A 26,572-nucleotide genomic window follows, 5' to 3' on the forward strand; every position below is an offset into this window, starting at 1 on the left:
CTGCTCACTCACCTGGGCATCCTATCGACCGCGCCGATCAACTCGGTCACGGTCGTCAGGTGGCGCCGCCGACCGGTGCGCCTGTGGATTTACCGGTCTCGTCACCCGTGCGCCTGCACTGTGAGGACGCTCGGGGCATCACCGTCGGCCCGGGTGAGGTGGACGTCCGGCTGCCTCTAGGCTGACGGGCGCCGGACTCCGTGTCCGGCTGTCTCTCCGGGCCCGGCGGGAAGACCGCCGGGCCCGGATCCGCATGCGCGTTTGGCGCATGCCCCTCCCGGACCGGCGCGACAGAGGCCCGGGAGACATTCGGTTGCGGTCAGGCCCCCGTGGGCAGCCGGTCCGCCACGTCATCAGGACTCGGGTGCCGTTCCTCCTCGGCCGGCGGTGACTTCTTGCGGGCGTGCAGGACCTTGTTGACGTGCGCGGTGTCGAGGGCCTTCTCCCAGCGGGCGACGACCAGCGTCGCGACACCGTTGCCGGCCAGGTTGGTCAGAGCGCGGCACTCGGACATGAACTTGTCGATACCGAAGATCAGCATGATGCCGGCGGCGGGAACGGTGCCGACGGTGGAGAGCGTGGCGGCCAGCGCGATGAACCCGGCGCCGGTGATACCGCCCGAGCCCTTGGAGGTGAGGATCATGACGGCGAGCAGGCCGAGCTGCTGGCCGATGCTGAGCGGGGTGTCGGTGGCCTGGGCGATGTAGACGGCGGCCAGGGAGAGGTAGAGGGAACTGCCGTCGAGGTTGAAGGAGTACCCGGTGGGGACGGTCAGGCCGACGATGTCGCGGCGGATGCCGAGTCCTTCGAGCTTGGCCATCAGGCGCGGCAGGGCGCTCTCGGAGGACGAGGTGCCCAGCACCAGGACGAACTCTTCGCGCAGGTAGCGCAGCAGCCGGAAGATGTTGATCCGCAGGGCGGCGGTGACGGTGCCCAGGACGACGATCACGAAGAACGCGGACGTGCCGTAGAAGAGTCCGATGAGCCGGCCCAGGCTGGTGAGGGTGGAGATGCCGTACTCGCCGATGGTGTAGGCCATGGCACCGAAGGCTCCCACGGGGGCGGCGAGCATGACGTAGTGCAGGATCTTGAAGACGACGGTGCTGAGGCGTTGGACGGCGTCGACGATCGGTTCGCCGACGGGGCCGACGGCTTGCAGGGCGATGCCGAAGAGGACCGAGAAGAAGATGACCTGGAGGATGTTGCCCTCGGCGAAGGCGCCGACCGCGCTGGTGGGGACGAGGTCGGTGAGGAAGTGCCACCAGTCCTGGTTCTGCCCGTCCTTGACGTACTGGCTCGCGTCGCCCTCCAGGTGGAGGTCGCCCGGGTGGGCGTGGACGCCGGCGCCGGGCTGGAAGAGGTTGACGGCGAGGAGGCCGACCAGCAGGGCGGCCAGGGTGCCGGCCTGGAAGTAGAGCAGGGATTTGAGGCCGACGCGGCCGACCCGGCCGAGGCTGTCGACGCTGCCGATGCCGGCCACGATGGTCAGGAAGACGATCGGCGTGATCAGCATTTTGATGGCGGCGACGAAGGTGGTGCCGACCGGTTCCAGGGCGGTGCCGGCCGAGGGCCACAGCCAGCCGGTGAGGACACCGGTGACGATGGCGGTCAGGACCCAGAAGTACAGCTGCCGGTACCAGGGCTTCTTCGGCTCGTCGGTGGGGGACGGTGGTGCGGGTGTTGCGGGTGCTGCCATGTCGTTTCTCCTCATTGAGGAACGGGCGCAGCCGGGACGCGGGTCGGCTCCCTGAGCGGGAGCGGCGGTGGAGGACGCGCGGCTCGGAGAAGGGTGGGGCGGCGGGCGCCCGGGGCCGCGGCGGCATCGTCCGTGCCACCGCGGCCACCGGTCCGCGGTGGCGGTCAGACCCTGCCGTCGGACCGACGCTCTAGAGCAGTTCGAGCAGTTTGTCGGTGAACTCCGCGGTGGTGGCGGTGCCGCCGAGGTCGCGGGTGCGTACGTCGGTCTTGGCCAGCACGGCGGCGATCGCGTCGGTGATGTCCTTGGCCGCCTGCGGGTGTCCGAGGTGGTCGAGCATCATGGCCGCCGACCAGATCGCGCCCAGCGGGTTGGCGATGCCCTGACCCGCGATGTCGGGCGCGGAGCCGTGCACCGGCTCGAACATGGAGGGGAACTCCCGCTCCGGATTGAGGTTGGCGGCCGGGGCGATGCCGATGGAACCGGCTACGGCGGCGGCGAGGTCGCTGAGGATGTCGCCGAAGAGGTTGGAGCCGACGACGACGTCGAAGCGGGCGGGCTCCAGGACGAACTTGGCCGCGAGGGCGTCGATGTGCTCCTGGTCCCAGGTCACGTCGGGGAAGTGCGCGCCACGTTCGGCGACCAGCTGGTCCCAGAACGGCATGGTGTGCACGATGCCGTTCGACTTGGTGGCGGAGGTCAGGCGGCCCCCGCGCCGGGCGGCGAGGTCGAAGGCGTAGTCCAGGACGCGGGTGACGCCGGCCCGGGTGAAGACGGCCTCCTGTACGGCCATCTCGTCCTCGAAGCCCCGGTTGAGCCGGCCGCCGACCTCGCTGTACTCGCCCTCGACGTTCTCGCGGACCACGACGAAGTCGACGTCGCCCGCCACCGCGCCGCGCACCGGGCTGTCGATGCCCTCGAAGACGCGGATGGGCCGGAGGTTGACGTACTGGCGGAAGCTGCGGCGGATCGGGATGAGCAGGCCCCACAGCGAGACGTGGTCGGGAACTCCGGGGTAGCCCACCGCGCCCAGCAGGATGGCGTCCTTGTCGCGGAGCTGGTCGATGCCGTCCTCCGGCATCATCGCGCCTTCGCGCAGGTACCGCTCGCACGACCAGTCGTCGTAGGAGGTGTAGCTGAGGGTGAAGCCGTGGCGGCGGCCGAGGACGTCGAGGACCTGCTGGGCAGGGGGCAGTACCTCGGCGCCAATGCCGTCGCCGGGAATCAGGGCGATGCGGTGGTTCGTCATGGCGTCGATTGCAGCAACGAGTGACGTACCGCGTCCAAGACGCAGATCGGATCTCGCTTATAAGCCGCGCTTATCAGCGTCTGTCAGGGCTCCGCCCGCCACGGCCAGGAACGCCGCCGCGGCCGGGGACAGCGGACCCCGGCGACTGACCAGGCCGACGTTGAGGGCGGTGGCCGGCTCGATGTCCAGGACGTGGGCGCCCGCCTGCCGGGCCAGCCGGCGCCAGGACTCCGTGACCACCGCGAGGCCGACCCCGGCGAGCACCAGGGGCAGCAGGGCCACCCGGTGCTCGATCTCCGCCGCCACGTCGTAGGCGACACCCCGCTCGCGCAGCGAGTCGACGTAGGCGCGCATCCCCGTCCCGGGCTGGCCCACGATCAGCCGCCGTCCGGACAGCTCCTCGCACGCCACGCTCTCCCGCCCCGCGAGCGGGTCGCCGGGCGGGACGAGGAGCACGAAGCGCTGCTCCCCGAGCGCGACGGTGGCGACCTCCTTCTCCGGCAGCCGCCCCGCCGTGGCCAGCAGACCCAGCTCCACGGCGCCGGTCCGCACCGCGTCGATGACGTCCCGCGTGGTGAAGACCGCCTTCACGGCGACGACCACACCGGGGTGACGGTCGCTGAAGGCGCCGATGAGCGTGGTGAGCGGCTCCACCGCCTGGGACGGCATGGACGCCACGTCCAGGCGGCCGGTGCGCAGTTCGTGGACGGAGGCGACGCTCGCCCGCGCGGTCTCCAGGCTGCGGACGGCGGCCCTGGCCGGTTCGATCAGCGCCCGGCCCGCCTCGGTGAGCACGGCCCGCCGGCCGATCCGGTGGAAGAGCTCGGAGCCCAGGTCGTGCTCCAGCGCCCGCACCGCCTGGGACAGGGACGGCTGCGAGACGTACAGGGCGGCGGCGGCCCGGTTGAAGCCGCCCGAGTCGACGATTGCCAGGAAGTACTCCAGCTGGCGGATGTCCATCGGCGCCTCAGCCCGTGTGGGCGCCTTCGCGGTCCTCCAGGGCGCTGATGGCGGTGGCGGTGAGGCTGTGGGTGATGTGGTCGCGCATCAGCTGAGCGGCCTCGGCGGCCCGGCCGTCCTCGATGAGGTCGACGAGCTGGTGGTGTTCCTGGAGGTCGCGGGTGCGGGGTTCGTCGCCGGGCGGGAGTTCGAGGCCGAGGCGCCGGTAGCGGTCGGACTTGTCCCACAGGTCGTCCAGCAGACGGATGAGGACGTCGTTGTGCGAGGCGCGGTAGAGCGCCTGGTGGAAGGTGCGGTGGGCGGTGAGTGCCTCTTCGCCCCACTGGCGGGTGACGGGCAGCAGCCGCGCGACGGCGGACCGCATGAGGGCGATGTCCTCATCGGTGCGGCGCCGGGCGGCGAGTTCCGCGGCCGTGGGGTCCAGGGACAGGCGTACCTCGAACAGCTGCCGGGCCTCGTCCGAGCTCATGGTGGACACCCGGACGTCGCGGTGGGTCTCGACGGTGACCAGGCCCTCGCTGCTGAGGCGGCGGATGGCCTCGCGCAGCGGCGTGATGCTCATGTTCAGCGACTCCGCGAGGTCGTACTGCGCGAGCCGCGCCCCGGCGGGAAGCGCCCCCGACAGGATCTGTCCGCGCAGTTCCGCGTAGGCGTAGTCACTCTTGCTGACGAAGAGATTCGTGTCGGCCATCGCCCCCCGAAAATCCTTCCCGGGTGCTCGCACCCCTCTTGACAGTTCCCGTGATGTCACCTCAGCCTAACACCGACGCAACTTATAAGATATGAGAAAGGTGCTTCGTGAAGATCACCAACGTGTACGAGGGCGTCGTCCCGATCAGCTCCTCGATCCGCAACGCCTGGATCGACTTCTCCTCCATGGACTGCTCGATCGTGGCGATCGAGAGCGACGTCATCCGCGACGGCAAGCCGGTCGTGGGCTACGGCTTCAACTCCAACGGCCGCTACAGCGCCGGCGAGATCCTGCGCCGCCGGATCCTGCCCCGCCTGACCGCCGCCGAGCCCGGCGGTCTCCTGGACGAACAGGGCCGCTTCGACCACGCCAAGGCGTGGGACGTGATGATGAACAACGAGAAGCCCGGCGGCCACGGCGAGCGCTCGGTCGCCGTCGGCGTCGTCGACATGGCCCTGTTCGACCTCGCCTCCAAGATCGAGGGCAAGCCGCTGTACCGGTACCTGTCCGAGCGCTACGGCGACGGACAGCCCGACGACTCCGTCTTCGTCTACGCCGCCGGCGGCTACTACGCCCCCGGCAAGACCCTCACCGACCTCCAGGACGAGATGCGCCGCTTCCTCGACCTGGGCTACGACGTCGTCAAGATGAAGATCGGCGGCGCCGACCTGGCCGAGGACCTGCGCCGCATCGAGGCCGTCATCGACGTTCTCGGCGGTGACGGCTCCCGCCTCGCCGTCGACGTCAACGGCCGCTTCGACCTCGCCACCGCCCTAAGTACGGCCGGGCCATCGAGCCGTACGGGCTGTTCTGGTACGAGGAGATCGGCGACCCGCTGGACTACCACCTCAACGCCACCGTCGCCGAGCACTACGCCGGTTCCATCGCCACCGGCGAGAACCTCTTCTCCCTCCAGGACGCCCGCAACCTGATCCGCTACGGCGGCCTGCGCCCCGACCGCGACACCCTCCAGTTCGACCCCGCGCTCTCCTACGGCCTGGTGGAGTACCTGCGCATCCAGGACATGCTCAAGCAGCACGGCTGGTCCTCGCGGCGCTGTATCCCGCACGGCGGGCACCAGTTCTCCCTGCACATCGCCGCCGCCCTCAAGCTCGGCGGCAACGAGTCCTACCCGGGCGAGTTCCAGCCCACCGGCGGCTTCGCCGACGACGCCGTCGTGGAGAAGAGCCGCGTCGGCCTGACCGACATCCCCGGCATCGGCTTCGAGGCCAAGGCCGCCTTCCACAAGGTGCTGCGCGACCTGCACAGCTGACCGCTGCCACATCGCACCGTGACGGCGCAGCTCCGCAAGGCGCCGGACACGACCCCGGGGGACGCGAGCCGCTTCGCGTCCCCCGTGCACACCCCCCACGGGACAGGGCCAGACACGATCGTCGTGCAAGGGAGCACCAACGATGACATCCACTACTACTGCCGCCGGCCGCCCGCAGCGGTCACGGCTGAACCGTCTGCTGCGTGAGCTGTGGTTCCAGGTCGTGCTGGCCGCGGTCCTCGGTATCGCCGTCGGCATCCTGGCGCCCGGGTTCGGCGAGGAACTCAAGCCGCTCAACGACTGGTTCATCGCCCTGGTCAAGATGATCGTGGTCCCGGTCGTCTTCTGCGTCGTCACCACCGGCATCGCCTCCATGGACAACCTGCGCAAGGCGGGCCGGATCGGTGTGAAGGCGATCGGCTACTTCCTGGTGCTGTCCCTGGTGTCCATGCTGATCGGCCTGGTGGTCGCCAACATCTTCCAGCCCGGTTCCGGCCTCCAGGTCGACCCTGCCTCGCTCGACGCCGACGACGTCCCCGACACCGCCACCGAACACGCCACCCTCACCGGCTTCGTCTCCTCCCTGATCCCCGCCTCCCTGCTGGGCGCGATCACCGGTGACGCGATCCTGGCCGCGCTGATGGTCTCCATCGTCTTCGGCGTCGCCCTGAACATGGCCGGCGAGGACGGCGCGCCGCTCACCCGGGGCATCAAGGCGCTGTCGGACGTCGTCTTCCGGATCGTGGGCTGGGTGATGCGCCTGGCACCGCTGGGCACCTTCGGCGCCCTGGCCACCGTGGTCGCCACCTACGGCGCCGGGAGCCTCAAGCAGCTCGGCTACCTGATCATCCTGTTCACCGCGACGTGTGTCGTCTACGTCCTGGTCGTGCTCGGCGCGATCATGCGGGCCTGCCGGCTGAGCCTGTTCGGCCTGATGCGCTTCCTCAAGGCGGAACTGCTGGTCGCGCTGAGCACCTGCTCCAGCGAGGCCGTCCTGCCGCAACTCGTGCGCAAGCTGGAGACGCTCGGCATCGGCCGTCCGGTGGTCGGCATCGTCATCCCGTCGGGTTTCTCCTTCAACCTGGACGGCTCCGCGGTCTACCTCACCATGGCCTCCCTGTTCCTGGCCCAGGCCGTGGGCATCGACCTGTCCTGGCAGCAGCAGCTGATCATGGTCGGTGTCATGATGCTCACCAGCAAGGGCACCGCCGGCATCGCGGGCGGCGCGTTCATCGTGCTGGCCAGCACCGTCACCGCTGTCGGGCACATCCCGCTGGCGGCGCTCTCCCTGATCGTCGGCATCGACCGGATCCTCAACGAGGGCCGCGTCTTCATCAACGTGCTCGGCAACGCGGTGGCCACCATCGTGATCGGCAAGTGGGAGAACGACATCGACACGGAGCGGGCCCGCAAGGTCCTGAAGTCCGGCGAGGCCACCCCGCTGCCCGCCGCTGCGGCCGACGACGGGACCGGGGCCGAGGCCGCGGCCGGCACCGCCAAGATGCACGCAGGCAAGTGACCGGGGCCGCCGAGCGCGGGCACCCCCGGACGTCATACCCATGACCTGCGCGGCGGCTCCCCACGCCGCCGCGCATCAGGACAGATGAGGACCCACCCCATGAGCACGCCCAGCGTCTCCTGTTCGATGACCATCCGGCTCGAAGTTCCGGCGGCCGGCAACGCCGTCTCGCGGCTGACAGCCGCCATGGAGGCGCTGGGCGGCTCGGTGACCGCTCTCGACGTCGTATCCTCCGACGCCGACCGTCTCGGTATCGACGTCACCATCGCCGCCGGCTCCGCCGCGCACGCCGTCTTCCCAGTCGACCAGGTCCCACAGCTTGGTCACGTACGTCGACCGCTTCAACCGACTCCTCGACGACGCCCGCACCGAAGCCACCGAAGAGACAGCACGGCTCCAGCCCACCGCCCGCCCCGCAACCCCAGTCCTGGCGGAGCACGCCGCACGCCGGCCGGACACGGCCCCTCACACCGCCCGCCCCACCGGCGCGGACGCCGTCATGAAAACGTTCAGCAAAGTCTTCACCGAAGGCCACGCGGTCGAGGACGGCCGCGCCCGGCTTCTTCGCAAACTCGCCGAACAACAGACCACGCCCCCCCGCACGACGTACAAGCGGAACCCGGCCCCGCCGCTCCCTCACCACAGTCCCGGCGCCGGCACCCGCCCCCGCTCCCGAGCCCAATCCGGACCGGCGCCTGGCACCGATCACCGTGACCCGCCCGTGCACCAGGCCCAGTACACGCCGCTTCGAGCCCCGGTCGGTGGCTATCGTCGGCCTACGTCACCGGCAGCTGGACCACGGTGAAGACCCGGTGGCCGCCGCGAACCGGGTCACCATCGGGCGCGCAGCACGCCGTCGCTGTCCGGCAGGACAGCACAGAGCAGCGGGTGGCGTTCGTCGAGGGACAAGGGCAGGACGCAGGCCGCTCGCGCATCGGCCACTTGGGTGGCGAGCTCCTGGTACTCGGTGTCGTCGACGATCGCGGAACTGATCATCCCGTCTTGCGCCTCCCAGACGAACTCCACGGGTCCCTCCTCGGGCAGCGCGGCACGGACGGCGCCGACGTCCGGGGTCAGGTCAGGCCAGACGGTCAGCAGGGCGCGCGGGCCGAGACCGGCGCGCACTGTGTCGAGACTCTCCGGTGTGAGGCGGTGCCAGCGTGCGGCGTTGCGGACGTAGGTCTCCTCGAGGAGCAACGTCTGCCGCGAGGCAAGCGCGGTGCGCACGCGAGTCCAGAAGTCCTCGTCGGCTGGCTCTATCACTTCCGCTTCGTCGACCTCAGCCGCATAGGGCGAGGCCGTCAGCGGTTCCGGAAAGAGGCCGAGTTCCCGTGTACGGGCCACGGCGTCCACGCAGGGCCGATCGCTGCCCACGTACACATACTGGTCCCACCCGACATGCACGGTGAACACATCTCCCACCTCCAGCCGGCACCAGGCACCCTGGTCGCGGAGCATGGCCCGGACCAGTTCCAGGGCGACCGGAAGGGGGACCTCGGCCCCGTCGTGGTAGCCGGTGAGGTCGGGCGGGAAAAGCCCGCCGAGGCCGTGCCCCTCAACCGGCGGCTGCACACCGAAGTGGACGAAGCCGGTGACCGCAGGTTCGCGGATTTCCAACCGGTCGATGTCCGAGGCCTCCGCAAAGGCGGCGATCGCCGCCAGGTACGCCGCTTCGACAGGCCCGTGGTCGCTGACCGTGTCCTCGACGCCGGTGTAGCGGCCGTGCTCGTCGCGGTCGGCGGGGTCGTACTTGGCAATCCGGTGCACGAAGGACGGCGGCACACTGCTCCTTGGAGGGACGGAAGGGGTGCCAGCGTAGTTTCCAGTTCCGCTTCCGACACGCACAGAGCATCACACGCCAACTACCGTCGACCATCTGCCGACTGTCATCGACCGTCTCAGCGCCGACGAGGCGAGTCCGCTCGGCGTCGGTGCGCGGACTCTGTCCACAGGCCGGCGCGCTGAGGATCACTTCCAAGGCCGCCGCGATCGGCGGGGCCGCCCGTACGTGAGGAGCCGTCCATGTTTATCACCAAACGGACCGGTCTGCCCTTGTCCGTCGTGATCTCGGGGGGCGAACCTGCACGACAGCCAGGCCCTGATTCCTCTGGTGAAAGGCATACCGCCGATCCGCCTCGCCACGGCCGACGACGGCGCAAGCCGGGCAAGCTCCACGCCGACAAGGGATACGACTACAACCACCTGCGGCGATGGTTACGCCAGCGCGGGATCACCCACCGCATCGCCCGCGAGGGAATCGAGTCCTCGCAGCGGCTGAGCCGCCGCCGATGGACCATCGAACGCACCATGTCCTGGCTCGCCGGCTGCCGCCGCCTGCACCGTCATGCGCAACGGTCCGGCCAGGGCGTCGAACCCACAGACATACTCGTCGGGCATCTCCCACCATGCCTCGGCGGACGCTCGGTCCTGGAAGACGTACACGCCAAATGAGAGATGGAGTAATTGTCAGTTCCTGTGGACTGGTTGGTGTCGTTCGGGCACCGAGTCGGGCGATGTGCTGATGGTCACTCAGCGGGTGCTTCCGGGGATCTTGGCTGCGAGGATGTTGGTGTATTCGATCGTCGGCGGCTGCGCGAGCAGCTCGGGGAGTCGGGCCAGGCGGGCGCGGCCGGCTTCCAGGTGTTCCTGGCGGGCCTCCTGGTCGGGGAAGGCGTCGACGACGGCGAAGGTGGTGGGACCGAGGCGGAGTGCGAGCCGAACGGTGGTGCCTGGTTCTTGCTCGACGTCCGTGAGTGCCGCGGTTATCGCGGTCTGAACCTCCTCCTCGTGTCCCGGCCGGGCCTCGATCCGGACGGTGTGGCGGTACAGCTCCGCCACGGCGACCGAGGACGACACCTCGACGCTGAGCCCGTGCGTCGGTGAGCTGGCCGTCGGCGGCCAGGCGGCCTGCCGCCCCGAGCCGCTGATCTTTGGCAACACCGTCAGGCAGACCGTTCCCACGGCGTACACGCTGCGCTGACGGCGGCGGCCGGCCCCAGGACTTCCGGCGGGGTGGGGCGGGCCCAGGGCTCGCCCCACCCGTGTGTGCGATCATCGCCACTCACACGTGTGCGAGCATCCGGGAGGCGTCAGATGATTTCCGAGCCGGAGATGACGGAGGGGTTCGGCTCGCCGGAATCCGGTGACGTCGTGGGTGACCTCGCGACGCAGCGGTCCGGCCGGCGCGAGCCGTCGTCGTGGCCGTGTGCTCTGGGCGGCGCGGTGGCGGCTTCCGCGCTCTGGGCGGTGGGCGTCTTCGCCCTCGGCCCGGGCGACCAGGGCGCCGATCTGCGCGGGTACCGACTCGACCAGGGAGTGTGCAGGCGGGCGGAGCTGGCGTCGCTTCAGGGGGCCATCGCTCCGAAGGACACGGCCGACATCACCGATGACGAGATCCTCAGGCATCCCGCCGTCGACCAGGTCCACTGCTCTGTCGCTCTCCGGAAGGACGAGGAGGAGAAGCCGGGCGGAGGCTGGGCGGTGACCGACACCGTGGGGATATCGGTGGCGCTGCACAGGACGAGCGACCCTCGCGGCGAGTTCGAGGCCGGCAAGCGGGTCACCGACTTCGGTGTCGTCGACGCGATCGACGTGAAGGCCGTGCCCGATCTCGGCGACGAGGCCTTCCTGATCGTGAAGGACGCCGAACACACGGAGCTCCGGGTCCTGGACGGGGCGGCGGTGCTGGGCCTGAGCCTGTCCACCACCAGCTACTACCAGGGAGAGGTCTCCGGTGACGACATCGGGGACCCGCCGGAACTTCCCGACGTGTCGACGTACTGGCCCGACATGATCGACGACATGCGGGGTCTGATGGCCGACTCGAAACACTCGTAGGAGGCGACCCGCCGGGCACCGCCGGGTTCCGCCGGGTACCGCCGAGAGAGACACATGTGTGGTGACAGGTATTCGATGAAGGCACACTTCATCGAATACCCTATGCTCCACGTATGCGTATCCTCTTCTCCAGCACTCCGCAGCACGGACATGTGCTGCCGGAGCTTCCTCTCGCCCGTGCCTTTCGCGACCGCGGCGACGAGGTGGCCGTGATCACGTCGGCTTCCTTCGGGCCGCTGTTCGCCGCAGAGGGCGTCACCCTGCTCCCCGTCGGTCCCGAGATCCCCGAGCTGCTCGCGGAAGCGGCCCGGCTGGCCGGGGTGGACGACCCGACCGTGCCCGACCCCGCCGTCGCCGCGGAGCTGTTCGCCGGTGCCCGGATCGACCTCACCGCGGACGCCGCGATCGCCGCGGCACGCGCGTTCCGTCCGGAGCTGATCGTCGCCGAAGCCACCGACTACGTGGGCCCGCTCGTCGCCGACGTCCTCGAAGTGCCCTACGCCAAGCTCGCGTTCGGCCCGCCGATACCCGCCCAGTTCACCGACGTCTTCGACGCCGTGGCCGAGCGCCGGTACAAGGAACGCGGCCTCGCCGTACCCCGGCCCACCTGGTACCTCGACCCGTGCCCCGAGGCGCTGCGGGGTCCGGAGTGGCAGGAGCCGCAGGGCCGCCTTCCGCTCCGTCCGGAGGCCCACCGCGGCCCCGGTACGCCGGACACGGCCGGCACGGTGTCCGCCGGCGGGGGCGCCCGGCCCAAGGTGTTGCTCTCCTTCGGCACGCACTTCGCCGCGCCCGAGGTGCTGCGTCCGGTCATCGACGCCCTCGCCGAGAAGGCCGACCTGGTGGTGACCCTCGGTCTGGCCGCCACGGCCGCGGACTACGGCGAAGGGTTCGACCATGTCGAGTTCGTCGGGTTCACGCCGCTGGCCGAACTCCTCGACGGTGTCGACCTGGTGGTCACCCACGGCGGTGCGGGCACCACGCTGGGCACGCTCTCGCGTGGCCTGCCCATGGTCGTCGTGCCACAGGGCGCCGACCAGTTCCTCCAGGCGGCTGCCGTCGCGGGCTCGCGCTCCGGTGTCGCCGTCCTGCCGCCCGCCGGGCCGGAGGAGGTCGCGGCGGCGGTGGTCGAGGTGCTCGGCGGCGAGGAGTACCGGGACAACGCGCGACGTGCCGCCGCGCAGATCGCGGCGATGCCCTCGCCGCGTGAGGTCGCCGACAAGCTGGCGGCGCTCGTCGGCTGACGTTCGTCCGCGCCCTCCGCGAGGGTGGATGCCGTCGCCGCCCGTGTCAGCGGTCTTCCGGTTCCGCGATGGCGGACTTTCAGGCCGTCAGCTGTCGTTGTCGTTGTCGTTGTCGTCCGGTTCCGCGATCAGCGCGGCGGCGGCCTGCTGCGCGAGCCAGCGCTCGGTCTCGTCCCAGGACCAGCCACGTTCGGCGACGAACAGACGCCAGGACGGCAGCCCCAGCAGGAACCAGAGCATGTCGGTGGCGCGTTCCCGGCTCAGGCCGGGGCGCAGGGCGCCCAGTTCCGCGAGGCGTTCGGTGAGCACGCCGAGCGCCTGGCGGTAGGCCGTGGCGACCTGGGTGAGCGCTTCCTCGACGTGTCGCTCCACCGCGGCGGCCGTGATCATGACCTGGACGACGTCGAGGTGGCGTTCGTTGTCCAGGCGTACGCCATGGGCCATGGCCGCGACGGCCGCCCGGGCGTCGGGCGCGGTGCGGACGGCGTCCAGTGTCCGTTCGACGACCGGGTCGTCCACCCCGCGGTTCATCAGGACGGTCAGGATCGCGGACTTGCCGCCGGTGCTCGCGTACACGGTGGGTACGGCGGTTCCGGCCTCCCGGGCGATGTCGCCGATGGTGACCTTCGCGTACCCGTGCTCGACGAAGAGCCGCAGGGCGGTGTCGAGAATCGTCGTCCGTGTCACCGCGGCGGCTTGTGCCCGTCTGTCGTTGCGGTACGGCCGCCGCCGCCCGCCGGCCGGTGCGCTCACGCCGTGCTCGCCGGGTACGGGCGGACGCGTTCTCTGCTGTCCATCCGTCCATGATGCCCTGCCGCACGGGCACGGACCGAGGGGGCTGTCTGTCCCCGCGCAGGTCAGGGACGTGATCACAGGCCCAGGTCGAGGGCGAGGCAGGAGTAGGACTTCCAGGATCCCTCGGGGTCGTACGAGGCGTTCGCGCCGCCGCCCGGGACTGCGTCGACCTCTTCGGTCATGTCCTCGAAGCGGATGCGCTCGGGGAGGGTGCCGAAGCGTGAGTGGCGGAGGGCTGCCGCTGCGGCGTCCGTGCTGAGCTGCTGGTTCATGACCGTGCCCCACTTCGTCGATCGTGGCGGCGTGCTGTTCGCGCCGTGGACGGGACCAGCATGCGCCGCTCGATCGTCACCTGTCAAGGCGGTGACGCATGGGAGTGGTGGACCATCTTTCGGCCATTTGTTCGAGCTTCGCAATGAGGAGCCACGCGTCGGCGACCGCGTCGTGCGGGCCGCCGAGCGCCTGGTTGCAGTAGGTGCCGCGCTGTCGAAGGCCAGCCGGTCAGCCCGCCGTCCACGGGCGGAGTTTGTCGGGGTTGCGCACTGCCCAGATGTGCGTGATCCGGTCGTCCTCGACGTCGAACGCGTACACGGCCACGGTGATGCCGTCGTGCTCGATCACCAGACCGGCCCGGCCGTTGACCGTGCGCTCCAGGACCGTCAGGCCGCCGGACGCCCGGACGGCGAGGTCGGTAAGGTAGCGCGCGATCCCTTCGCCGCCCTCGATCGGGTGGAGCGCGGCGGCGACCACGCCGCCGCCGTCCGCCGTGAACGTCGCGCCGGGGGCGAGGAGTCTGACGAGGGCGCTGATGTCCTGCGCGTCCCACGCCTGCTTGAACTCCCTGACGAGGCCCGCCTGGTGGGCTGCCGGGGCCGCAGGGGGCAGGGAGGCGCGGACGCGGCGCCGGGCGGAGGAGGCCAGTTCGCGGCAGGCCGCCGGGGTGCGGCCGGTGATCCCGGCGATCTCGGCGAACGGGTAGCCGAAGACATCGTGCAGGATGAGCGCGACGCGCTGAGCCGGGGTCATGGATTCGAGGGCGACGAGAAACGCCATGCTCACCGACTCGTCGAGTGTGACCCGGTCGGCCGGGTCCGCGGGATCGGTCGCGGCGGTGCCTGGGCGCCCGCTGATCCAGTCGGTCCGCTCGGGCAGCGGCTCCGGGATCCATTCGCCCATGTAACGCTCGCGCCGGACCCGCGCCGAGCCGAGGAGGTCCAGGCACACGCGGGTGGCGACCGTCGTCAGCCAGGCGCCGGGGGACTCGATGGCGTCCTGCCGCTGTCGGGACATGGCGTACCAGCGGGTGTAGGTCTCCTGGACCGCGTCCTCGGCCTCGGCCAGGGAACCGAGGAGCCGGTAGGCGAGACCGATCAGCCGCCGCCGCTCGCTGATGATCGCGTCCAGGCCTGCGTCGGACTCGTCGTGCCGTGACTTCGCGTGATCGGTCATGGTTCCGGTGGCTCCCTATCTCGGATCGTCCCTCGGCGGTCCGACGAGACAGCACGTCCGATTGTCAGGTCTTCGACTCTCCCTGACGTTCCGCGGGGTCGTGTCGTCGTACCGCTCGGAGACGCCACCGGCCCGGAGAACCCGGGTGGGACACCTCAGGAGACAGCGATGACCAGGATCGGAATACTCATCGGCAGCACCCGCCCCGGCCGCAAGGGCGACCAGGTCGCCCGGTGGGTCCACGAGCGGGCGGCCCGCCGCGGCGACGCCGCATTCGAGGTGATCGACCTGCTCGACCACCCGCTGCCGCATCTGGACGAGCCGCTGCCCGCGCTCGCTGGGCGGTACCAGCACGGGCACACCCGGACATGGGCTGACACCATCGCCCGCTTCGACGGATTCGTCATGGTCACCCCCGAGTACAACGCCTCCATCCCCGGCGTGCTCAAGAACGCGATCGACTACCTGTACGCGGAGTGGACCCACAAGGCCGTCGGGTTCGTCTCCTACGGCGCCGGCGGCGGCGTCCATGCGGCCCGGCAGCTGCGGGCACTGTGTGAGCTCCTCCAGATGGGTGCGGTGACCCCGCAGGTCTCGCTGTCCCTGCACACCGACTTCGAGGACCACGCGACACTCAAGCCGGGCGCCCACCACGTCAGCGCCCTCGACACGCTGCTGGACCACGTCGTCGCCCAGAGCACGGAAGGACGGACAGCCACCCCCACACAGCCCACACAGCGCGAGACGGACGAAGCCGCGATCCGCCGCCACATCGACGGGATCGTCGACGCGATCCAGGCCAAGGACCTCGAGGGTCTGAGGCGGCTCTACTCGACGGACGTCGTGTCCTTCGACATCGATCCGCCGCTCCAGCACGTGGGGATCGACGCGAAACTCAAGAACTGGGCGAACGTGTTCACGTTCTTCCAGGAGGTGACCTACGAGGTGTGCGACCTGATGCCCACGGTGGGCGACGACGTGGCGTTCACACACGGCTTCGGTCGCCTCAGCGGCACGCTGCCCGACGGGACGGCGGCGGGCGGCATGTGGGTCCGGGTCACCTTCTGCTTCCGGAAGATCGACGGCGAATGGCTGATCACCCACGATCAGGTCTCCGTGCCGCTGGACATCCTGGGCGGCAAGGGGGTCGTCGACCTCGAACCGTGACGTCAACGGGCCCTGCCCTGCCCTGCCCGGCGGGGCGGGGCGGGGCAGGTGCGCGGCTCCGGTGGGGTCTGTACTCGAGCCTCGAGCGGCCCCATCGCTGGGGCGGGTTCCGTCGGCGGACCGACCGTACGCGCCGCCGACGGGCGGGAACCGCCCACGCGTGCTCCCGTCTCACCGTTCCGCAGGCGACGCCCCTCGGACACACATGTGCGCGCTGCCGCCAGGCGTCGGGTATCCACCTGAACCGGACAAAGAGCCATCGGCACATGTGTCCGGCGGGGCCGGTGCTGTACAAAGGTGCCGGTCCCGCGTCCGGCCGGCTGTCCGGGACGCGAGCCGTCCCAGGAACATGACTCACGTTGGGGAACGTATGGCACGTCGAAGCATCGGAATCGCCTACCGGACGACGGCCGCGATCGCGCGGCCTCTCGTGATGCTGCTGTTCCGGCGGGACTGGACGGGTGCGCACCACATTCCCGCCGAGGGCGGATTCATCGCAGCGGTCAACCACAACTCGTACGTCGACCCGGTGGCGTACGGCTGCTTCCAGTACTCCGCCGGTCGTCCGCCGCGTTTCTTCGCCAAGGAGGGCCTGTTCAAGGGGGCGTTCGGGCGGCTCATGCGGGCCATGAAGCACGTCCCGGTGGCCCGTGGCGGTGCGGGGGCGCTGCGGGCCCTGGACCTGGCGGCCGCCGCGGTACGGGCGGGCGAGGGGGTCGTCTTCTATCCGGAGGGCACCCTCACCCGTGATCCGGACCTGTGGCCCATGGCGGGCCGGACGGGGGTCGCGCGGGTCGCGCTGGAGACCGGGTGTCCGGTGATACCGGTGGCGCAGTGGGGCGCCCACCTGCTGCTGCCGCCGTACGGGCGGATGGGCCGGCTCCTCCCCCGCCGGACCCACCGGGTGCTGGCCGGGCCGCCGGTGGACCTCTCCCGATTCCAGGGCCGGGAGCCGGGGCCCGAGCTGTGGCGGGAGGTGACGGACGTGATCATGGCGGCGGTGACGGCACAGCTGGCGGAGCTGCGGGGTCTGCCCGCACCGACCGCCGCCACCACCACGTACGGGCCGTGAGGCGTCAGGCGTCAGGCGTCAGGCGTCAGGCGTCAGGCGTCAGGCGTCAGGCTGCGAGAGTTTCGCCAGCTGGGTGAGCCACAGCTCGTGCAGGCGCTGGGCCCACGCCTGGGACACGGTGTCGAGGGACTTGGGGGCGCCGGCCCGGACGACGTTCTCGACCACGGCCTCCGTGCCGCCCTCGACCTCCGTGAGCAGCCACGCCTGGTACAGCTGGACGCCGGCGCCGATGCCCAGCCAGCCGATCCGGCGGGGTGGCACGGACTCCCCCACGAAGACCTCGAAGTGATGTCCGGCCCAGTGCACGTCGAAGGTCTGGGTGAGGCTCATCGCGCTCACCTCCCGGCACTCCGGGACCCAGTTCGGCCACTCCGCCACGTCGGTGAGCACCCTGAAGGACCGCTCCGGCGGACCGGGTACGACGGCTTGCGCCCGGTGGAAGCTGTGGGCTTCGGCGGGTGAGAACCCGGACGGCCAGTGGATGTCCGGGTGGCTCTGCGAGGTGTCGTACATGCGCGTTCTCTCTCGGGCTGCTGCTCGGCCCGGGGCGGACCGGGGTCTGGCCGGGGTCTGGCCGGGGTCTGGCCGGGGTCGGCCGGCGAGGGGGTCAAGGGTGTCGAGGGCGCGACCGTCACGGGGCGTTCCCTCACACAGTGTGCGGGTGGGCGGGTGGTCGCGCATACGTCATCTGACCGGTTCCGCTCAGCCGACGTCCTCCAGGTCGAGGGCGGCCAGGGCGTCCCGCAGGGCGGCTCGGGAGTTGATGCCCAGCTTGGGATAGATCTGGTACAGATGGGTACCGATCGTCCGGTGCGACAGGAAGAGGCGCTCGGCGATCTGCTTGTTGGTCAGCCCGGTCGCGGCCAGGGTCGCGATCTCCAGTTCCTGGGCCGTGAGCGCGCCCTTGCGCTGCGCGGTGGCCGCCGCCGTGTGGCCGCTCGCCCGCAGTTCGGCCGCGGCGCGTTCCGCCCAGGGCCTCGCTCCGAGCCTCTCGAACGCCTCGGCCGCCGGGACGAGTTGCTCACGGGCCTCCTTCGTCGCGCGTCGGCGCCTGAGGCGTTCGCCGTAGAAGAGCCGGACCCGTGCGACGTCGAACACCCAGTCCTCGGGGTCGACCTGGGACAGGGCCCGCTCGAACAGGTCCAGGGCGTCGTCGCCGGGTGTCGTCAGGGCCTCGCAGGCCAGGACGAGCATGTGCAGGCGCGGGGAGAGCCGCGCCATCGCGGAGTCGCGCAGGGCCGCCGCGTGGGTGGCCGCCTCGGCGGGGCGGCCTGACCTGACGGCGGCCTCCACCAGGTCCAGGGCGCCGGTCATGGAGTGCGGCCGGAAGGGGGCGAGGGGGGTGAGCGGGTTGATGGCGGTGGCGTGCCGGAAGGCGGTGTCGAAGTCGCCGGTGCCGAGGGCGGCCAGGCACCTGGCGTGGAAGGCGAGGGCGCGGGCGCCGTGGGCGCCGCGGGGCACGGCCCAGCCGACGATCTCCTCGCACAGCGCGTCGCTGGTCTCCGCGTCGCCGCGGGAAGCGGCCACCAGCGCCTGCACGAACTGGAACTTGCAGGCGAAGAAGGGGTAGCCGTAGTCCTCGCACAGGCCGAGTCCCTCGGCGGCGAACTTCACGGACTCGTCCCAGCGGCCCTTGTAGAAGTCGTCGAGGCACAGATGGATCAGGGCGGACAGGTGCCTGCGGACGGGTGCGGTGCCCGCGCGGCCCTGTTCGACCAGGCGCAGGGAGGCCTCCCGTACGTCCGCCAGCCGGTCCGGGTAGACGGCGCAGGTGCTGACCCGGACGGTGTGGGTCGCGTCGCCCATGTCGGCGAGGAGCGTGTCGAGGCGGTCCAGCGCGAGGTACCCGGTGCGGGCGGGGTCGGCGAAGGTGTGCGCGCACACCCACAGCAGGTCGGGGGGTGCGGGGGTCATGCGGTCCAGGGCCCGGAACAGCGGTTCCCACTTCCGTGGGTCGCCGCTGTACCAGCACAGGGTGATCAGGGTGAACAGGGCTTCGACGAGGGAGTCGTCGGAGGCGTCGTAGCCGTGTCCGCCCGCCTCGACCGCGCCGACCAGCAGCCGGTGGGCGGTGTCGACGTCGCCTTCCTCGTTGATCAGCAGGAGGGCGGAGGCGGCCGCCGCGTGCAGGGACTCCTCCCGGGTGGCGGGGTCGGCGCGGCGGGCGCCGACCAGCAGGCTGGAGGCGTCCGCCATGCCACCGCCCGCGTCGGTGCCGATGTAGGCGGCCTCCGCCAGGCGGCGGCTCTCGTCGGCCGGGGACGGGCTGAGTCCGGCGGCACGGGTGAGGGCGGCCATCGCGCCGAGTGCGTCGCCGCGTTCGAGACGCAGGCGGGCGGCCTGTTCCAGGAGTCCGGCGACGTTCTCGTCCGGTCCGGTGGTCGCTTCGCCGAGGTGGTGGGCGCGGCGCTCGGGCTGGTCGGTGAGGACGGCGGCGAGTGCCCGGTGTGCTCTGCGGCGGTCGGCGGCCGACGCCTGGGCCACCACCGCGGCCCCGATCAGGGGGTGCCGGAACGACAGTGTCCGGGAGGTCGCCGAGATCGCCACCAGCCGGTCGCGCTCCGCGGCCTCCAGGGCCTCCACGGCGGTGCCGCCTCCCGCGGCCGCCTCGACGACGGTGAGGTCGCCGAGGCCTTCGAGTGCCGCGATCAGCAGCAGTTCCCGGCCGGCGGCGGGGAGGTCGGCGACGCGGTCGGCGAACAGTGCCTGGAGGCGCTCGCTGAGCGGCAGGACCGAGGGCACCGCCGACGGCGCCGTGCGCTGCTCGCGGTCGAGGGCGGTGGGCAGTTCCACCAGTGCGAGCGGGTTGCCGTGCGCCTCGGCGGTGATACGTCGTCGTATCGCGTGGGACATGCCCGGGTGGGCCTCGGCGAGCAGGGCGGCCGAGGACGCTTCGTCCAGCGGCTTCAGTCGGTGCTCGGTGAGACCGCTGGAGGCGAAGAAGCCGTCGGAGGTGACGCGGGAGGCGGCGAGGAAGCTGATACGGCTGCCGACGAGCCGCCGGGCCACGAAACCGAGGACCGAGCTGGTGGGCCGGTCCAGCCACGGCAGGTCGTCGACGACGATCAGCAGCGGGGTGTCCTGGGCGATGCGGCGCAGCAGCAGCAAGGCCGCGGTGGAGATCAGCAGCCGGTTGGGCGGCGGGCCGCCGCCGATGCCGACCGCGACCTTCAGCGCGTCGCGGTGGCCGGGGTCGAGCAGGTCGAAGGTGTCGAAGAGGGGGACGAGGAGCTGGTTGAGGCCGGCGTAGCTGACGTCGGCCTCGAACTGCACGCCGTTCGCCCGCAGTACGCGGGTGCCCTCCGCCCTGGCCCGTGCCACCACCGCGTCGAGGATCGCGGTCTTGCCGATCCCGGCCTCTCCCGACAGCAGCAGGGCGGCGCCGTGGACGGAGCCGTTGAAGTGGGAGCGTACGAACTCCAGGTCCTCGTCCCGCCCGATCAGCCGCGTCGAGGCGGGTCGGGCCGGGTGGTCCAGGTCGTTCATCGAGCTGCTGTCTCCAAAGCGCCGTGGTGCGAAGGTCCTTTCCGGGCCCTTGTGGGGCCGTGTGCTGTACGCCGATGCCCCCCTGCGTCGATGCTCGGCTTCGCACCCTGTGCATTCGTCCGTCCGGGCACCGTGGCGCCCGCATGCCGGTCTGATCGTCTCAGGATACGACTGGCGCCGGGACGGTCAGGTCATGGCGTCGGCTTCCAGGACCGCCGCGGTGAAGGCCTCGGGCCGTTCCTGGGGCAGGTCGTGGCCCGCGTCCGGGACGACATGGTGGGTCCAGGGTCCGGGTGCATCGGCGCGAGTGTGCCGGAGGGGGCCGAGGCCGTGCGGGGTGGGTCGTCGCCTGCTGGCCATGTCGCTCTCCGGGAGTCGGGGGATGTGCGTATGCGAGGTCGGGGTCACCTCATTTCATCACCGCTCCAACGGGTTACGAGCATCCTGGTGTCGGATGTCGGTGTCAAAGAGCTGCCACGTGTTTCCGGCGCCCGGGTGCGCATACGCATCTGCGGGAAGGGTGTCGCCGTCGTCACATGTGTGCGGTGGCCGGATTTGATCTCCACACATATGGTTGAGCGTGCAAGAGTTTGACGCCTGCCGCATTCGACCGAACAAGTCGCGCCGATGCCCTCCCCCGGCGTCGGCGCGCACAGGAAAGGGCGGGTTGCATGGTCACCTCCAGAGCGGGACTGCGTACCGCGGCGGTTGCCGCCACCATGACGGCGACGCTGATCGGCCTCGGTGCCGGAGCGGCGAACGCCGCCGGCTGGCCTCCGTTGCAGGAAGGCGCGTACCTCTACTCCGGCACCACCGGCACCGGTTCGGTGACGGAGGTCGACCTCGGCGACCTCGGCACGTGTCACACGCTGTCGCAGGCGGCGAAGTCGATCCAGATCGCCGATGGCTCCCGGTCCGTGGAGCTGTACCCCGCGGCGGATTGCTCCGGGGCCACGTCCTGGCGCAGCGGGACCCTGACCCAGACCGACCTTCCGTGGTCGATGCTCAGCTACCGGGTGGTGCAGGCGACGTGACGGAGCCGGGGAGACCTCTCTTCGCGCACGAGTGATCGATCACGGAACTGTTGTTCCAGAACTCGGTCCCTCTGGTCCCTTCGGTCCCTCGATCGGCGCGTGCCGATCCGCACGTGCCGATCCGCACATGTGCCCGCGCCGGACGCTTCCGGCGCGGGCACACTCCTCGCGTCGTGTCCCGTACACCGGGTCAGACGGTGATCGTCTTGTACTCGGTGTACGTCCCGAGGCCGACCGAGCCGTACTCGCGGCCGATGCCGCTGGCCTTGAAGCCGCCGAACGGGCCGTCGAAGGCGACGGAGGCGCCGTTGACGGTGACGGTACCGGTGCGGACGCGGCGGGCGACGGCCAGGGCGTGTTCCTCGTCGGCGGACCAGACCCCGCCGGACAGTCCGTACTCGGAGTCGTTGGCGATGCGGACGGCGTCGTCCTCGTCGTCGTAGGCGATGACGACCAGGACCGGGCCGAAGATCTCCTCCTGGGCGATGCGCATCGAGTTGTCGACGTCGGCGAAGACGGTGGGGGTGACGTAGTTGCCGTTCTCCAGGCCCTCCGGGATCTGCGGGCCGCCGGTGACGAGGCGGGCGCCCTCCTCGATGCCGAGCCGGATGTAGTGGCGCACCCGCTCCTGCTGGTCGGGGCGGATCATCGGGCCGATGAAGGTGTCGGGGTCGTTCGGGTCGCCGACCTTGAGCGACTCGACGAGTTCCTTCAGTGCGGCCACGACCTCCTCGTACCGGCCGCGCGGGGCGAGGATGCGGGTCTGGGCGATGCACGACTCGCCGTTGTTGAGCAGGGAGCCGAACCTCACGCCCGCGACGGCCTTGGCGATGTCGGCGTCGGGCAGGATGATCGCGGCCGACTTGCCGCCCAGTTCCAGGCTGACGCGCTTGAGCTGCTCGCCGGCGATCGCCGCGATACGGCGGCCGGCCCGGGTCGAGCCGGTGAAGGCGATCTTGTCGATCTCCGGGTGCGACACCAGGTGCTCGCTGGTCTCGCGGTCCGCGGGCAGGACGCTGATCACGCCCTTGGGCAGGCCCACTCGTTCCAGCAGTCCGGCCAGGAAGCCCATGCTCAGGGAGTTCTCCGGGGACACCTTGAGGATCACGGAATTGCCCGCGAGCAGGGCGGGGATGATCTTCGAAGTGGCCGAGGAGAAGGGCGAGTTCCACGGGATGACCGCGGCCACGACGCCGACGGCCTCGCGGCGCACCACGCTGCGCACCGGGGCGGCGGGGTCGGAGGGCGTCAGGGTCTCCTCCCAGCCGAACTCCTCCGCCGCCTTCAGGTAGGCGTTCGCCTGCCGGGTCAGGCCGGGCTGTCCGGCACGGGTGAACCAGCCGGCCGAGCCGTTCTCCAACGAGATCAGGTGGGCGATCCGCTCCGCGTTCTGCTCACGCAGGTCGTTGAAGCGGCGCAGGGTCGCGATGCGTTCCTTCGGCGGGGTCAGCCGCCACTCCCCCGCCTCGAAGGAGGCGCGGGCCTCGGCCACCGCGCGGTCGACGTCCGCGGGCTGGGCCTGGGCGGCGCGGCCGACCACGGACCGGTCGTGCGGCGAGGCGATGTCGAGCAGTTCGGGGTTGCTCGGCTCGACCCAGGAACCACCGATGAACAGACGGTCGTAGGTGATCATGTGCTTTCTCTCTTCGGGTTGGGTTCAGGTCTTCGCAGTTTTTGCACGCCTTGCACGCCTTGCAGGCCTTGTGGGTCTTCGAACGCGCCTTCAAAGTGTCGCTTCAATGTAGCACTTGCATTCTCTATCAGCACTCCCTCGCCGCTTTTAGAAAGCGATGGGTCTCATTGCGGGTACTCCCACCGAGGCACGTCGCGCACCGGCAGGCACACCTTGGGCCGGGGCAGGCCAGCGGACCTTTCACCGAGCCGAGAACGAACATGACACCGCACACACATAGGTTCGTGTCCTACACACGTGGGTGTTCCGGGTGGGGAAGAGGAGTGGGACGCCGTGGAGTCTCTCGTGACGATGATCGGACGGGACGACGAACAGGGGCGGCTGGCCGCGTTCCTGGCGGCCCCCGAAGGCCGGGCCCTCGTGCTCAAGGGGAAGACGGGGATGGGCAAGAGCGCCCTCCTCGGCCATGTCGCGCGGCGGGCGGCCGACGCGGGTCACCGGGTGGTCCGGGCCGCCGGGGTCGAGGCGGAGTCCGCGCTGCCGTTCGCCGGCCTGCACCAGGTGCTGCATCCCCTGCTGGCCTCGGTCGAGAGGCTGGATCCGGTGCACCGCACCGTGTTCGACACCGTCTTCGGGCGCAGCGGCGGCAAGCCGCCGTCGGTGATGTCGCTCGGCATCGCCGTCCTGGACCTGCTGTCCCTGTCCTCCTCGACGCGGCCGCTGCTGCTGGTCGTCGACGACGGGCAGTGGCTGGACGCCTCCAGTGTCGCGGCGCTCGGTTTCATGGGGCGTCAGCTGGCCGGGGGTCCGGTGAAGCTCGCGCTGCGACTGCGCTCGGACATCGCAGGGTGACGTGGTCCGGCACGGCGCCGGGCTGGGGGCGCGGGTGGAGGCGGAGTTCCGCGGTGCTCCGGAGATGGAGCCGTGGGAGATCACCCGGCTGTGCGTGGCCGCCTATCACGTGCACCGTACGTCTGATGACGGTGTTCGGGCCCTACCGTCAATCGACTGATGTGTCCGTTTTCATCGCGGACGAGAGTGTGTGCCGCGGCCACGTCCACGGAGCTGAGCGGCTTTGAACGTGCCGCCCGCACGGGCCGGGAATCCCTCTCGTCACCTGTTTGACAGGTGACGAAATCCTGTGTCAAGGTCGTCGCGCCAAGAGCCGCGGTGCCCCGGCGCCGATGCGAGCAGGCGGTCTGCCGGGCGCGGACCGGTCACCGGAAACGCACGAGAGGGTTTGACATGTTCAACAGGCGTACCTTCAGCAAGGCAGTCGGCCTGGGCACCGGAGCAGCCGCTGTCTCGCTGACCGGCCTCCAGACCACCGCGTCCGCCGCGCCGACCGCGCCGACCGCACCCACGGCGGGCAGCGGCTCCGGCTCCGCCACTCCCGTCGTGCCCACCATCACCCCCGGCACCCACACCGGGTTCACGACGCTGAAGCACGTCAAGGCGGGCGCCCTGAACGTCGGATACGCGGAGCTCGGCCCGGCCCACGGCCCGGTCGTCCTGCTGCTGCACGGCTGGCCCTACGACATCCACAGCTTCGTCGACGTCGCCCCGCTCCTCGCCGACCAGGGCTACCGCGTCCTCGTCCCGTACCTGCGCGGACACGGCAGCACCCGCTTCCTGTCCCGGCACACCCCGCGCACCGCCGAGCAGTCCGCCGTCGCGCTGGACATCATCGCGTTCATGGACGCCCTCAAGATCCAGAAGGCGACCCTGGCCGGCTTCGACTGGGGCTCGCGCACCGCCGACATCATCGCCGCCCTGTGGCCCGAGCGGGTCAACTCCCTGGTCTCCACCAGCGGTTACCTCATCACCGACGTCAAGGCCCAGCTGTCGCCCGCCGCTCCGGCCGTCGAGCACAACTGGTGGTACCAGTGGTACTTCGCCACCGACCGCGGCAAGCAGACCATGGAGGACGAGACCAAGCGCATCGCGCTGTGCCGCTACGTGTGGACGCTGGTCTCCCCGAACTGGAACTTCTCCGACGACGTCTTCGACCGCACCGCCGAGGCCTTCAAGAACCCCGACTACGCGGCCATTGTCCTGTTCAACTACCGCTGGCGCATCGGCCTGGTCGAGGGCGAGCGGCGCTACGACCGCTACGAGGAGCAGCTCGCCGCCCAGCCGCCCATCGGGGTGCCCACCGTCACCCTCGACGCCGCCCTCGACCCCTTCACCGCGCCCGGTGACGGCACCGCCTACCGCAGCCACTTCACCGGCGCCTACCTGCACCGCACGATCGCGAACATCGGCCACAACCTGCCGCAGGAGGCACCCACCGCCTTCGCCCAGGCCGTGGTCGACGCCGACCGCCTCTGACCTCCCCCTTCCCGTCAGATTGGTCACCAGTCAGAGCGGTGACGAACATCGGCGAAGCCGGCCCGTCCCGCACGACGAAGAACCGCACATGAAAACCGCACATGAAAACCGCACATGAGAACCGCACAAGAGAACGCACAACAGGGAAAAGGGCTGAGAGGGGTTTTGTCGTGGTGAGCATCAAGGGTGGACGCACGCGGCTGGTGACGGGCGCGGTCGCGACGGCCACAGCGGGGCTCGCGCTCGGCGCCTTCGCCCTCAGCGGCACCGCCAGCGGCGCGACCGGGAGCGCCGAGTCCACCGGCACGGACCGGCACCCGAAGCCGACCGTCGTCCTGGAGCACGGCGCCTTCGCCGACGGCTCCAGCTGGAACGGCGTCATCTCCCGCCTGCGCGCCGACGGCTACCCGGTCGTCGCCGCCGCCGATCCGCTGCGCGGCCCGGCCTCCGACGCCGCAGCCCTGCGCACGGTCCTCGACCACGTCAAGGGCCCGAAGATCCTCGTCGGCCACTCCTACGGCGGCAACGTCATCAGCCAGGCCGCCACCGGCGACCCCGACGTCCAGGCGCTCGTCTACGTCGCGGCGTTCCTGCCCGCCCCCGGCGAGAGCGCCCTGGAACTCACCGGCAGGTTCCCGGGCTCGACCCTCCCCGAGGCCCTCGACCCGGTCACCTACCAGCAGGCCGACGGCTCCACCGCCACCGACCTGTACATCCAGCAGGACAAGTTCCGCCACCAGTTCGCGGCCGACGTGCCCGCCGAGGAGGCCGCCCTGATGGCCGCCGCGCAGCGGCCCATCGCCCAGGCCGCCCTGGAGGAGAAGGCCACCACCGCGGCCTGGAAGTCCAAGCCCAGCTGGGACATCGTCACCACCGAGGACCTCAACATCCCGGCCGCCGCGCAGCGCTTCATGGCCGAGCGGGCCCACGCGCACACCACCGAGGTCGCCGCCTCGCACTCGGTCGCCGTCTCCCACCCCCGTCTGGTGGCCGACGTCATCGAGCGGGCCGCCCGGGCCACCGTCCGCTGACACCTCCCGGAGGACGGCGGGACGCCGCGTCCCGCCGTCCCCGGCGGTACCACCGACCCCCCACCCGGCACACCCCACGCGGGTGCGGTTCGCAGGGAGAATGAA

23 protein-coding genes and 2 pseudogenes are annotated in these 26,572 nt (G+C 70.7%); 12 read left to right on the forward strand and 13 right to left on the reverse strand.

All coding sequences use genetic code 11. From position 1 onward, the window contains the following. Positions 1-319 precede the first annotated feature (319 nt). The 4 genes from dctA to ACFYWQ_RS30055 form a co-directional block, all read right to left on the reverse strand. Positions 320-1,696, reverse strand: coding sequence for a C4-dicarboxylate transporter DctA (dctA, locus tag ACFYWQ_RS30040; protein WP_389520637.1), 1,377 nt, complete (start codon positions 1,694-1,696; stop codon positions 320-322). Positions 1,697-1,886: 190 nt separating this feature from the next. Continuing rightward, positions 1,887-2,945, reverse strand: coding sequence for a tartrate dehydrogenase (locus ACFYWQ_RS30045; RefSeq protein ID WP_389520638.1), 1,059 nt, complete (start codon positions 2,943-2,945; stop codon positions 1,887-1,889). Between the two features lie 57 nt (positions 2,946-3,002). Further along, the gene (locus tag ACFYWQ_RS30050) at positions 3,003-3,905 is read right to left on the reverse strand and encodes a LysR family transcriptional regulator (protein ID WP_389520640.1); all 903 of its coding nucleotides are present in this window, start codon (positions 3,903-3,905) and stop codon (positions 3,003-3,005) included. Between the two features lie 7 nt (positions 3,906-3,912). Beyond that, complete coding sequence (locus tag ACFYWQ_RS30055; protein ID WP_389520642.1) at positions 3,913-4,596, reverse strand: GntR family transcriptional regulator; 684 nt, start codon at positions 4,594-4,596, stop codon at positions 3,913-3,915. A 647-nt stretch (positions 4,597-5,243) separates the two neighbouring features. Here ACFYWQ_RS30055 and ACFYWQ_RS30060 point away from each other — a divergent pair. The 3 genes and pseudogenes from ACFYWQ_RS30060 to ACFYWQ_RS30070 form a co-directional block, all read left to right on the forward strand. Then, positions 5,244-5,869: pseudogene (locus ACFYWQ_RS30060) on the forward strand (enolase C-terminal domain-like protein). 142 nt (positions 5,870-6,011) lie between these two features. Next, on the forward strand, positions 6,012-7,388 hold the full coding sequence (locus ACFYWQ_RS30065) for a cation:dicarboxylate symporter family transporter (protein ID WP_389520644.1): 1,377 nt from the start codon (positions 6,012-6,014) through the stop codon (positions 7,386-7,388). A gap of 99 nt (positions 7,389-7,487) precedes the next feature. Continuing rightward, positions 7,488-7,679 (forward strand): annotated as a pseudogene (locus ACFYWQ_RS30070) (NAD-dependent malic enzyme); the annotation flags it as partial. Positions 7,680-8,219: 540 nt separating this feature from the next. Here ACFYWQ_RS30070 and ACFYWQ_RS30075 read toward each other — a convergent pair. Continuing rightward, on the reverse strand, positions 8,220-9,170 hold the full coding sequence (locus ACFYWQ_RS30075) for an RNA-binding protein (RefSeq protein ID WP_389520646.1): 951 nt from the start codon (positions 9,168-9,170) through the stop codon (positions 8,220-8,222). 240 nt (positions 9,171-9,410) lie between these two features. On the opposite strand from ACFYWQ_RS30075, the gene ACFYWQ_RS30080 reads away from it, so the two are divergent. Beyond that, a complete protein-coding gene (locus ACFYWQ_RS30080; RefSeq protein WP_389520647.1) occupies positions 9,411-9,839 on the forward strand; it encodes a transposase in 429 nt (142 codons plus the stop codon). Positions 9,840-9,917: 78 nt separating this feature from the next. On the opposite strand, the gene ACFYWQ_RS30085 is transcribed toward ACFYWQ_RS30080, so the two are convergent. Then, positions 9,918-10,349 (reverse strand): putative quinol monooxygenase, encoded by a 432-nt coding sequence (locus ACFYWQ_RS30085; RefSeq protein ID WP_389520649.1) that lies wholly within the window; start codon positions 10,347-10,349, stop codon positions 9,918-9,920. Positions 10,350-10,481: 132 nt separating this feature from the next. On the opposite strand from ACFYWQ_RS30085, the gene ACFYWQ_RS30090 reads away from it, so the two are divergent. Further along, the gene (locus tag ACFYWQ_RS30090) at positions 10,482-11,225 is read left to right on the forward strand and encodes a hypothetical protein (protein WP_389520651.1); all 744 of its coding nucleotides are present in this window, start codon (positions 10,482-10,484) and stop codon (positions 11,223-11,225) included. A gap of 113 nt (positions 11,226-11,338) precedes the next feature. Then, positions 11,339-12,469: a glycosyltransferase gene (locus tag ACFYWQ_RS30095; RefSeq protein ID WP_389520653.1), complete on the forward strand. Its 1,131-nt coding sequence runs from the start codon at positions 11,339-11,341 to the stop codon at positions 12,467-12,469. An 87-nt stretch (positions 12,470-12,556) separates the two neighbouring features. Here the strand turns inward: ACFYWQ_RS30095 and ACFYWQ_RS30100 are convergent, their stop codons facing one another. The 3 genes from ACFYWQ_RS30100 to sigJ all read right to left on the reverse strand — a co-directional run bounded on the left by ACFYWQ_RS30100 (position 12,557) and on the right by sigJ (position 14,713). Next, positions 12,557-13,222, reverse strand: a complete 666-nt coding sequence (locus tag ACFYWQ_RS30100) for a TetR/AcrR family transcriptional regulator (RefSeq protein ID WP_389520654.1) — start codon at positions 13,220-13,222, stop codon at positions 12,557-12,559. A 116-nt stretch (positions 13,223-13,338) separates the two neighbouring features. After that, complete coding sequence (locus ACFYWQ_RS30105) at positions 13,339-13,536, reverse strand: hypothetical protein (RefSeq protein WP_389520656.1); 198 nt, start codon at positions 13,534-13,536, stop codon at positions 13,339-13,341. A 229-nt stretch (positions 13,537-13,765) separates the two neighbouring features. Further along, entirely contained in the window at positions 13,766-14,713 is a 948-nt protein-coding gene (sigJ, locus tag ACFYWQ_RS30110; RefSeq protein WP_389520658.1) for an RNA polymerase sigma factor SigJ, read from the reverse strand. A gap of 168 nt (positions 14,714-14,881) precedes the next feature. Between sigJ and ACFYWQ_RS30115 the strand changes: the two genes are divergently transcribed. Together ACFYWQ_RS30115 and ACFYWQ_RS30120 are read left to right on the forward strand one after the other, a co-directional pair. Next, positions 14,882-15,880 carry an NAD(P)H-dependent oxidoreductase gene (locus ACFYWQ_RS30115; RefSeq protein WP_389520659.1) on the forward strand — a complete coding sequence of 333 codons (999 nt, stop codon included), beginning with the start codon at positions 14,882-14,884 and terminating at the stop codon, positions 15,878-15,880. A 370-nt stretch (positions 15,881-16,250) separates the two neighbouring features. After that, positions 16,251-16,952 carry a lysophospholipid acyltransferase family protein gene (locus tag ACFYWQ_RS30120; RefSeq protein ID WP_389520661.1) on the forward strand — a complete coding sequence of 234 codons (702 nt, stop codon included), beginning with the start codon at positions 16,251-16,253 and terminating at the stop codon, positions 16,950-16,952. Positions 16,953-16,991: 39 nt separating this feature from the next. Here ACFYWQ_RS30120 and ACFYWQ_RS30125 read toward each other — a convergent pair whose 3' ends face one another. From ACFYWQ_RS30125 to ACFYWQ_RS30135, 3 genes are all read right to left on the reverse strand, one after another. Next, complete coding sequence (locus ACFYWQ_RS30125) at positions 16,992-17,465, reverse strand: SRPBCC family protein (RefSeq protein WP_389520663.1); 474 nt, start codon at positions 17,463-17,465, stop codon at positions 16,992-16,994. A 189-nt stretch (positions 17,466-17,654) separates the two neighbouring features. After that, positions 17,655-20,438 (reverse strand): AAA family ATPase, encoded by a 2,784-nt coding sequence (locus tag ACFYWQ_RS30130; RefSeq protein ID WP_389520665.1) that lies wholly within the window; start codon positions 20,436-20,438, stop codon positions 17,655-17,657. A 186-nt stretch (positions 20,439-20,624) separates the two neighbouring features. Then, a complete protein-coding gene (locus ACFYWQ_RS30135; RefSeq protein ID WP_389520667.1) occupies positions 20,625-20,798 on the reverse strand; it encodes a hypothetical protein in 174 nt (57 codons plus the stop codon). Positions 20,799-21,109: 311 nt separating this feature from the next. Here ACFYWQ_RS30135 and ACFYWQ_RS30140 point away from each other — a divergent pair, with 311 nt between their 5' ends. After that, entirely contained in the window at positions 21,110-21,472 is a 363-nt protein-coding gene (locus tag ACFYWQ_RS30140) for a hypothetical protein (protein ID WP_389520669.1), read from the forward strand. Positions 21,473-21,662: 190 nt separating this feature from the next. Here the strand turns inward: ACFYWQ_RS30140 and ACFYWQ_RS30145 are convergent, their stop codons facing one another. Further along, positions 21,663-23,105, reverse strand: coding sequence for an aldehyde dehydrogenase (locus ACFYWQ_RS30145; protein ID WP_389520671.1), 1,443 nt, complete (start codon positions 23,103-23,105; stop codon positions 21,663-21,665). A 333-nt stretch (positions 23,106-23,438) separates the two neighbouring features. Here ACFYWQ_RS30145 and ACFYWQ_RS30150 point away from each other — a divergent pair, with 333 nt between their 5' ends. The 3 genes from ACFYWQ_RS30150 to ACFYWQ_RS30160 all read left to right on the forward strand — a co-directional run bounded on the left by ACFYWQ_RS30150 (position 23,439) and on the right by ACFYWQ_RS30160 (position 26,467). Beyond that, entirely contained in the window at positions 23,439-23,957 is a 519-nt protein-coding gene (locus tag ACFYWQ_RS30150; protein WP_389520673.1) for an ATP-binding protein, read from the forward strand. Between the two features lie 393 nt (positions 23,958-24,350). Continuing rightward, entirely contained in the window at positions 24,351-25,436 is a 1,086-nt protein-coding gene (locus ACFYWQ_RS30155) for an alpha/beta fold hydrolase (protein WP_389520674.1), read from the forward strand. 170 nt (positions 25,437-25,606) lie between these two features. After that, complete coding sequence (locus ACFYWQ_RS30160) at positions 25,607-26,467, forward strand: alpha/beta fold hydrolase (RefSeq protein ID WP_389520675.1); 861 nt, start codon at positions 25,607-25,609, stop codon at positions 26,465-26,467. Positions 26,468-26,572 lie beyond the last annotated feature (105 nt).

The organism is Streptomyces sp. NPDC003247 (assembly GCF_042888135.1).
Lineage (GTDB): Bacteria > Actinomycetota > Actinomycetes > Streptomycetales > Streptomycetaceae > Streptomyces.

Bases quoted from the DNA above. Each gene is read 5' to 3' on its own strand.
- ACFYWQ_RS30045 (WP_389520638.1), bottom strand. From the start codon at position 2,945: ATGACGAACCACCGCATCGCCCTGATTCCCGGCGACGGCATTGGCGCC.
- ACFYWQ_RS30145 (WP_389520671.1), bottom strand. From the start codon at position 23,105: ATGATCACCTACGACCGTCTGTTCATCGGTGGTTCCTGGGTCGAGCCG.
- ACFYWQ_RS30055 (WP_389520642.1), bottom strand. From the start codon at position 4,596: ATGGCCGACACGAATCTCTTCGTCAGCAAGAGTGACTACGCCTACGCG.
- ACFYWQ_RS30140 (WP_389520669.1), top strand. From the start codon at position 21,110: ATGGTCACCTCCAGAGCGGGACTGCGTACCGCGGCGGTTGCCGCCACC.
- ACFYWQ_RS30115 (WP_389520659.1), top strand. From the start codon at position 14,882: ATGACCAGGATCGGAATACTCATCGGCAGCACCCGCCCCGGCCGCAAG.
- dctA (WP_389520637.1), bottom strand. From the start codon at position 1,696: ATGGCAGCACCCGCAACACCCGCACCACCGTCCCCCACCGACGAGCCG.
- ACFYWQ_RS30065 (WP_389520644.1), top strand. From the start codon at position 6,012: ATGACATCCACTACTACTGCCGCCGGCCGCCCGCAGCGGTCACGGCTG.
- ACFYWQ_RS30135 (WP_389520667.1), bottom strand. From the start codon at position 20,798: ATGGCCAGCAGGCGACGACCCACCCCGCACGGCCTCGGCCCCCTCCGG.
- ACFYWQ_RS30050 (WP_389520640.1), bottom strand. From the start codon at position 3,905: ATGGACATCCGCCAGCTGGAGTACTTCCTGGCAATCGTCGACTCGGGC.
- ACFYWQ_RS30125 (WP_389520663.1), bottom strand. From the start codon at position 17,465: ATGTACGACACCTCGCAGAGCCACCCGGACATCCACTGGCCGTCCGGG.
- ACFYWQ_RS30090 (WP_389520651.1), top strand. From the start codon at position 10,482: ATGATTTCCGAGCCGGAGATGACGGAGGGGTTCGGCTCGCCGGAATCC.
- ACFYWQ_RS30120 (WP_389520661.1), top strand. From the start codon at position 16,251: ATGGCACGTCGAAGCATCGGAATCGCCTACCGGACGACGGCCGCGATC.
- sigJ (WP_389520658.1), bottom strand. From the start codon at position 14,713: ATGACCGATCACGCGAAGTCACGGCACGACGAGTCCGACGCAGGCCTG.
- ACFYWQ_RS30095 (WP_389520653.1), top strand. From the start codon at position 11,339: ATGCGTATCCTCTTCTCCAGCACTCCGCAGCACGGACATGTGCTGCCG.
- ACFYWQ_RS30155 (WP_389520674.1), top strand. From the start codon at position 24,351: ATGTTCAACAGGCGTACCTTCAGCAAGGCAGTCGGCCTGGGCACCGGA.
- ACFYWQ_RS30105 (WP_389520656.1), bottom strand. From the start codon at position 13,536: ATGAACCAGCAGCTCAGCACGGACGCCGCAGCGGCAGCCCTCCGCCAC.
- ACFYWQ_RS30080 (WP_389520647.1), top strand. From the start codon at position 9,411: ATGTTTATCACCAAACGGACCGGTCTGCCCTTGTCCGTCGTGATCTCG.
- ACFYWQ_RS30130 (WP_389520665.1), bottom strand. From the start codon at position 20,438: ATGAACGACCTGGACCACCCGGCCCGACCCGCCTCGACGCGGCTGATC.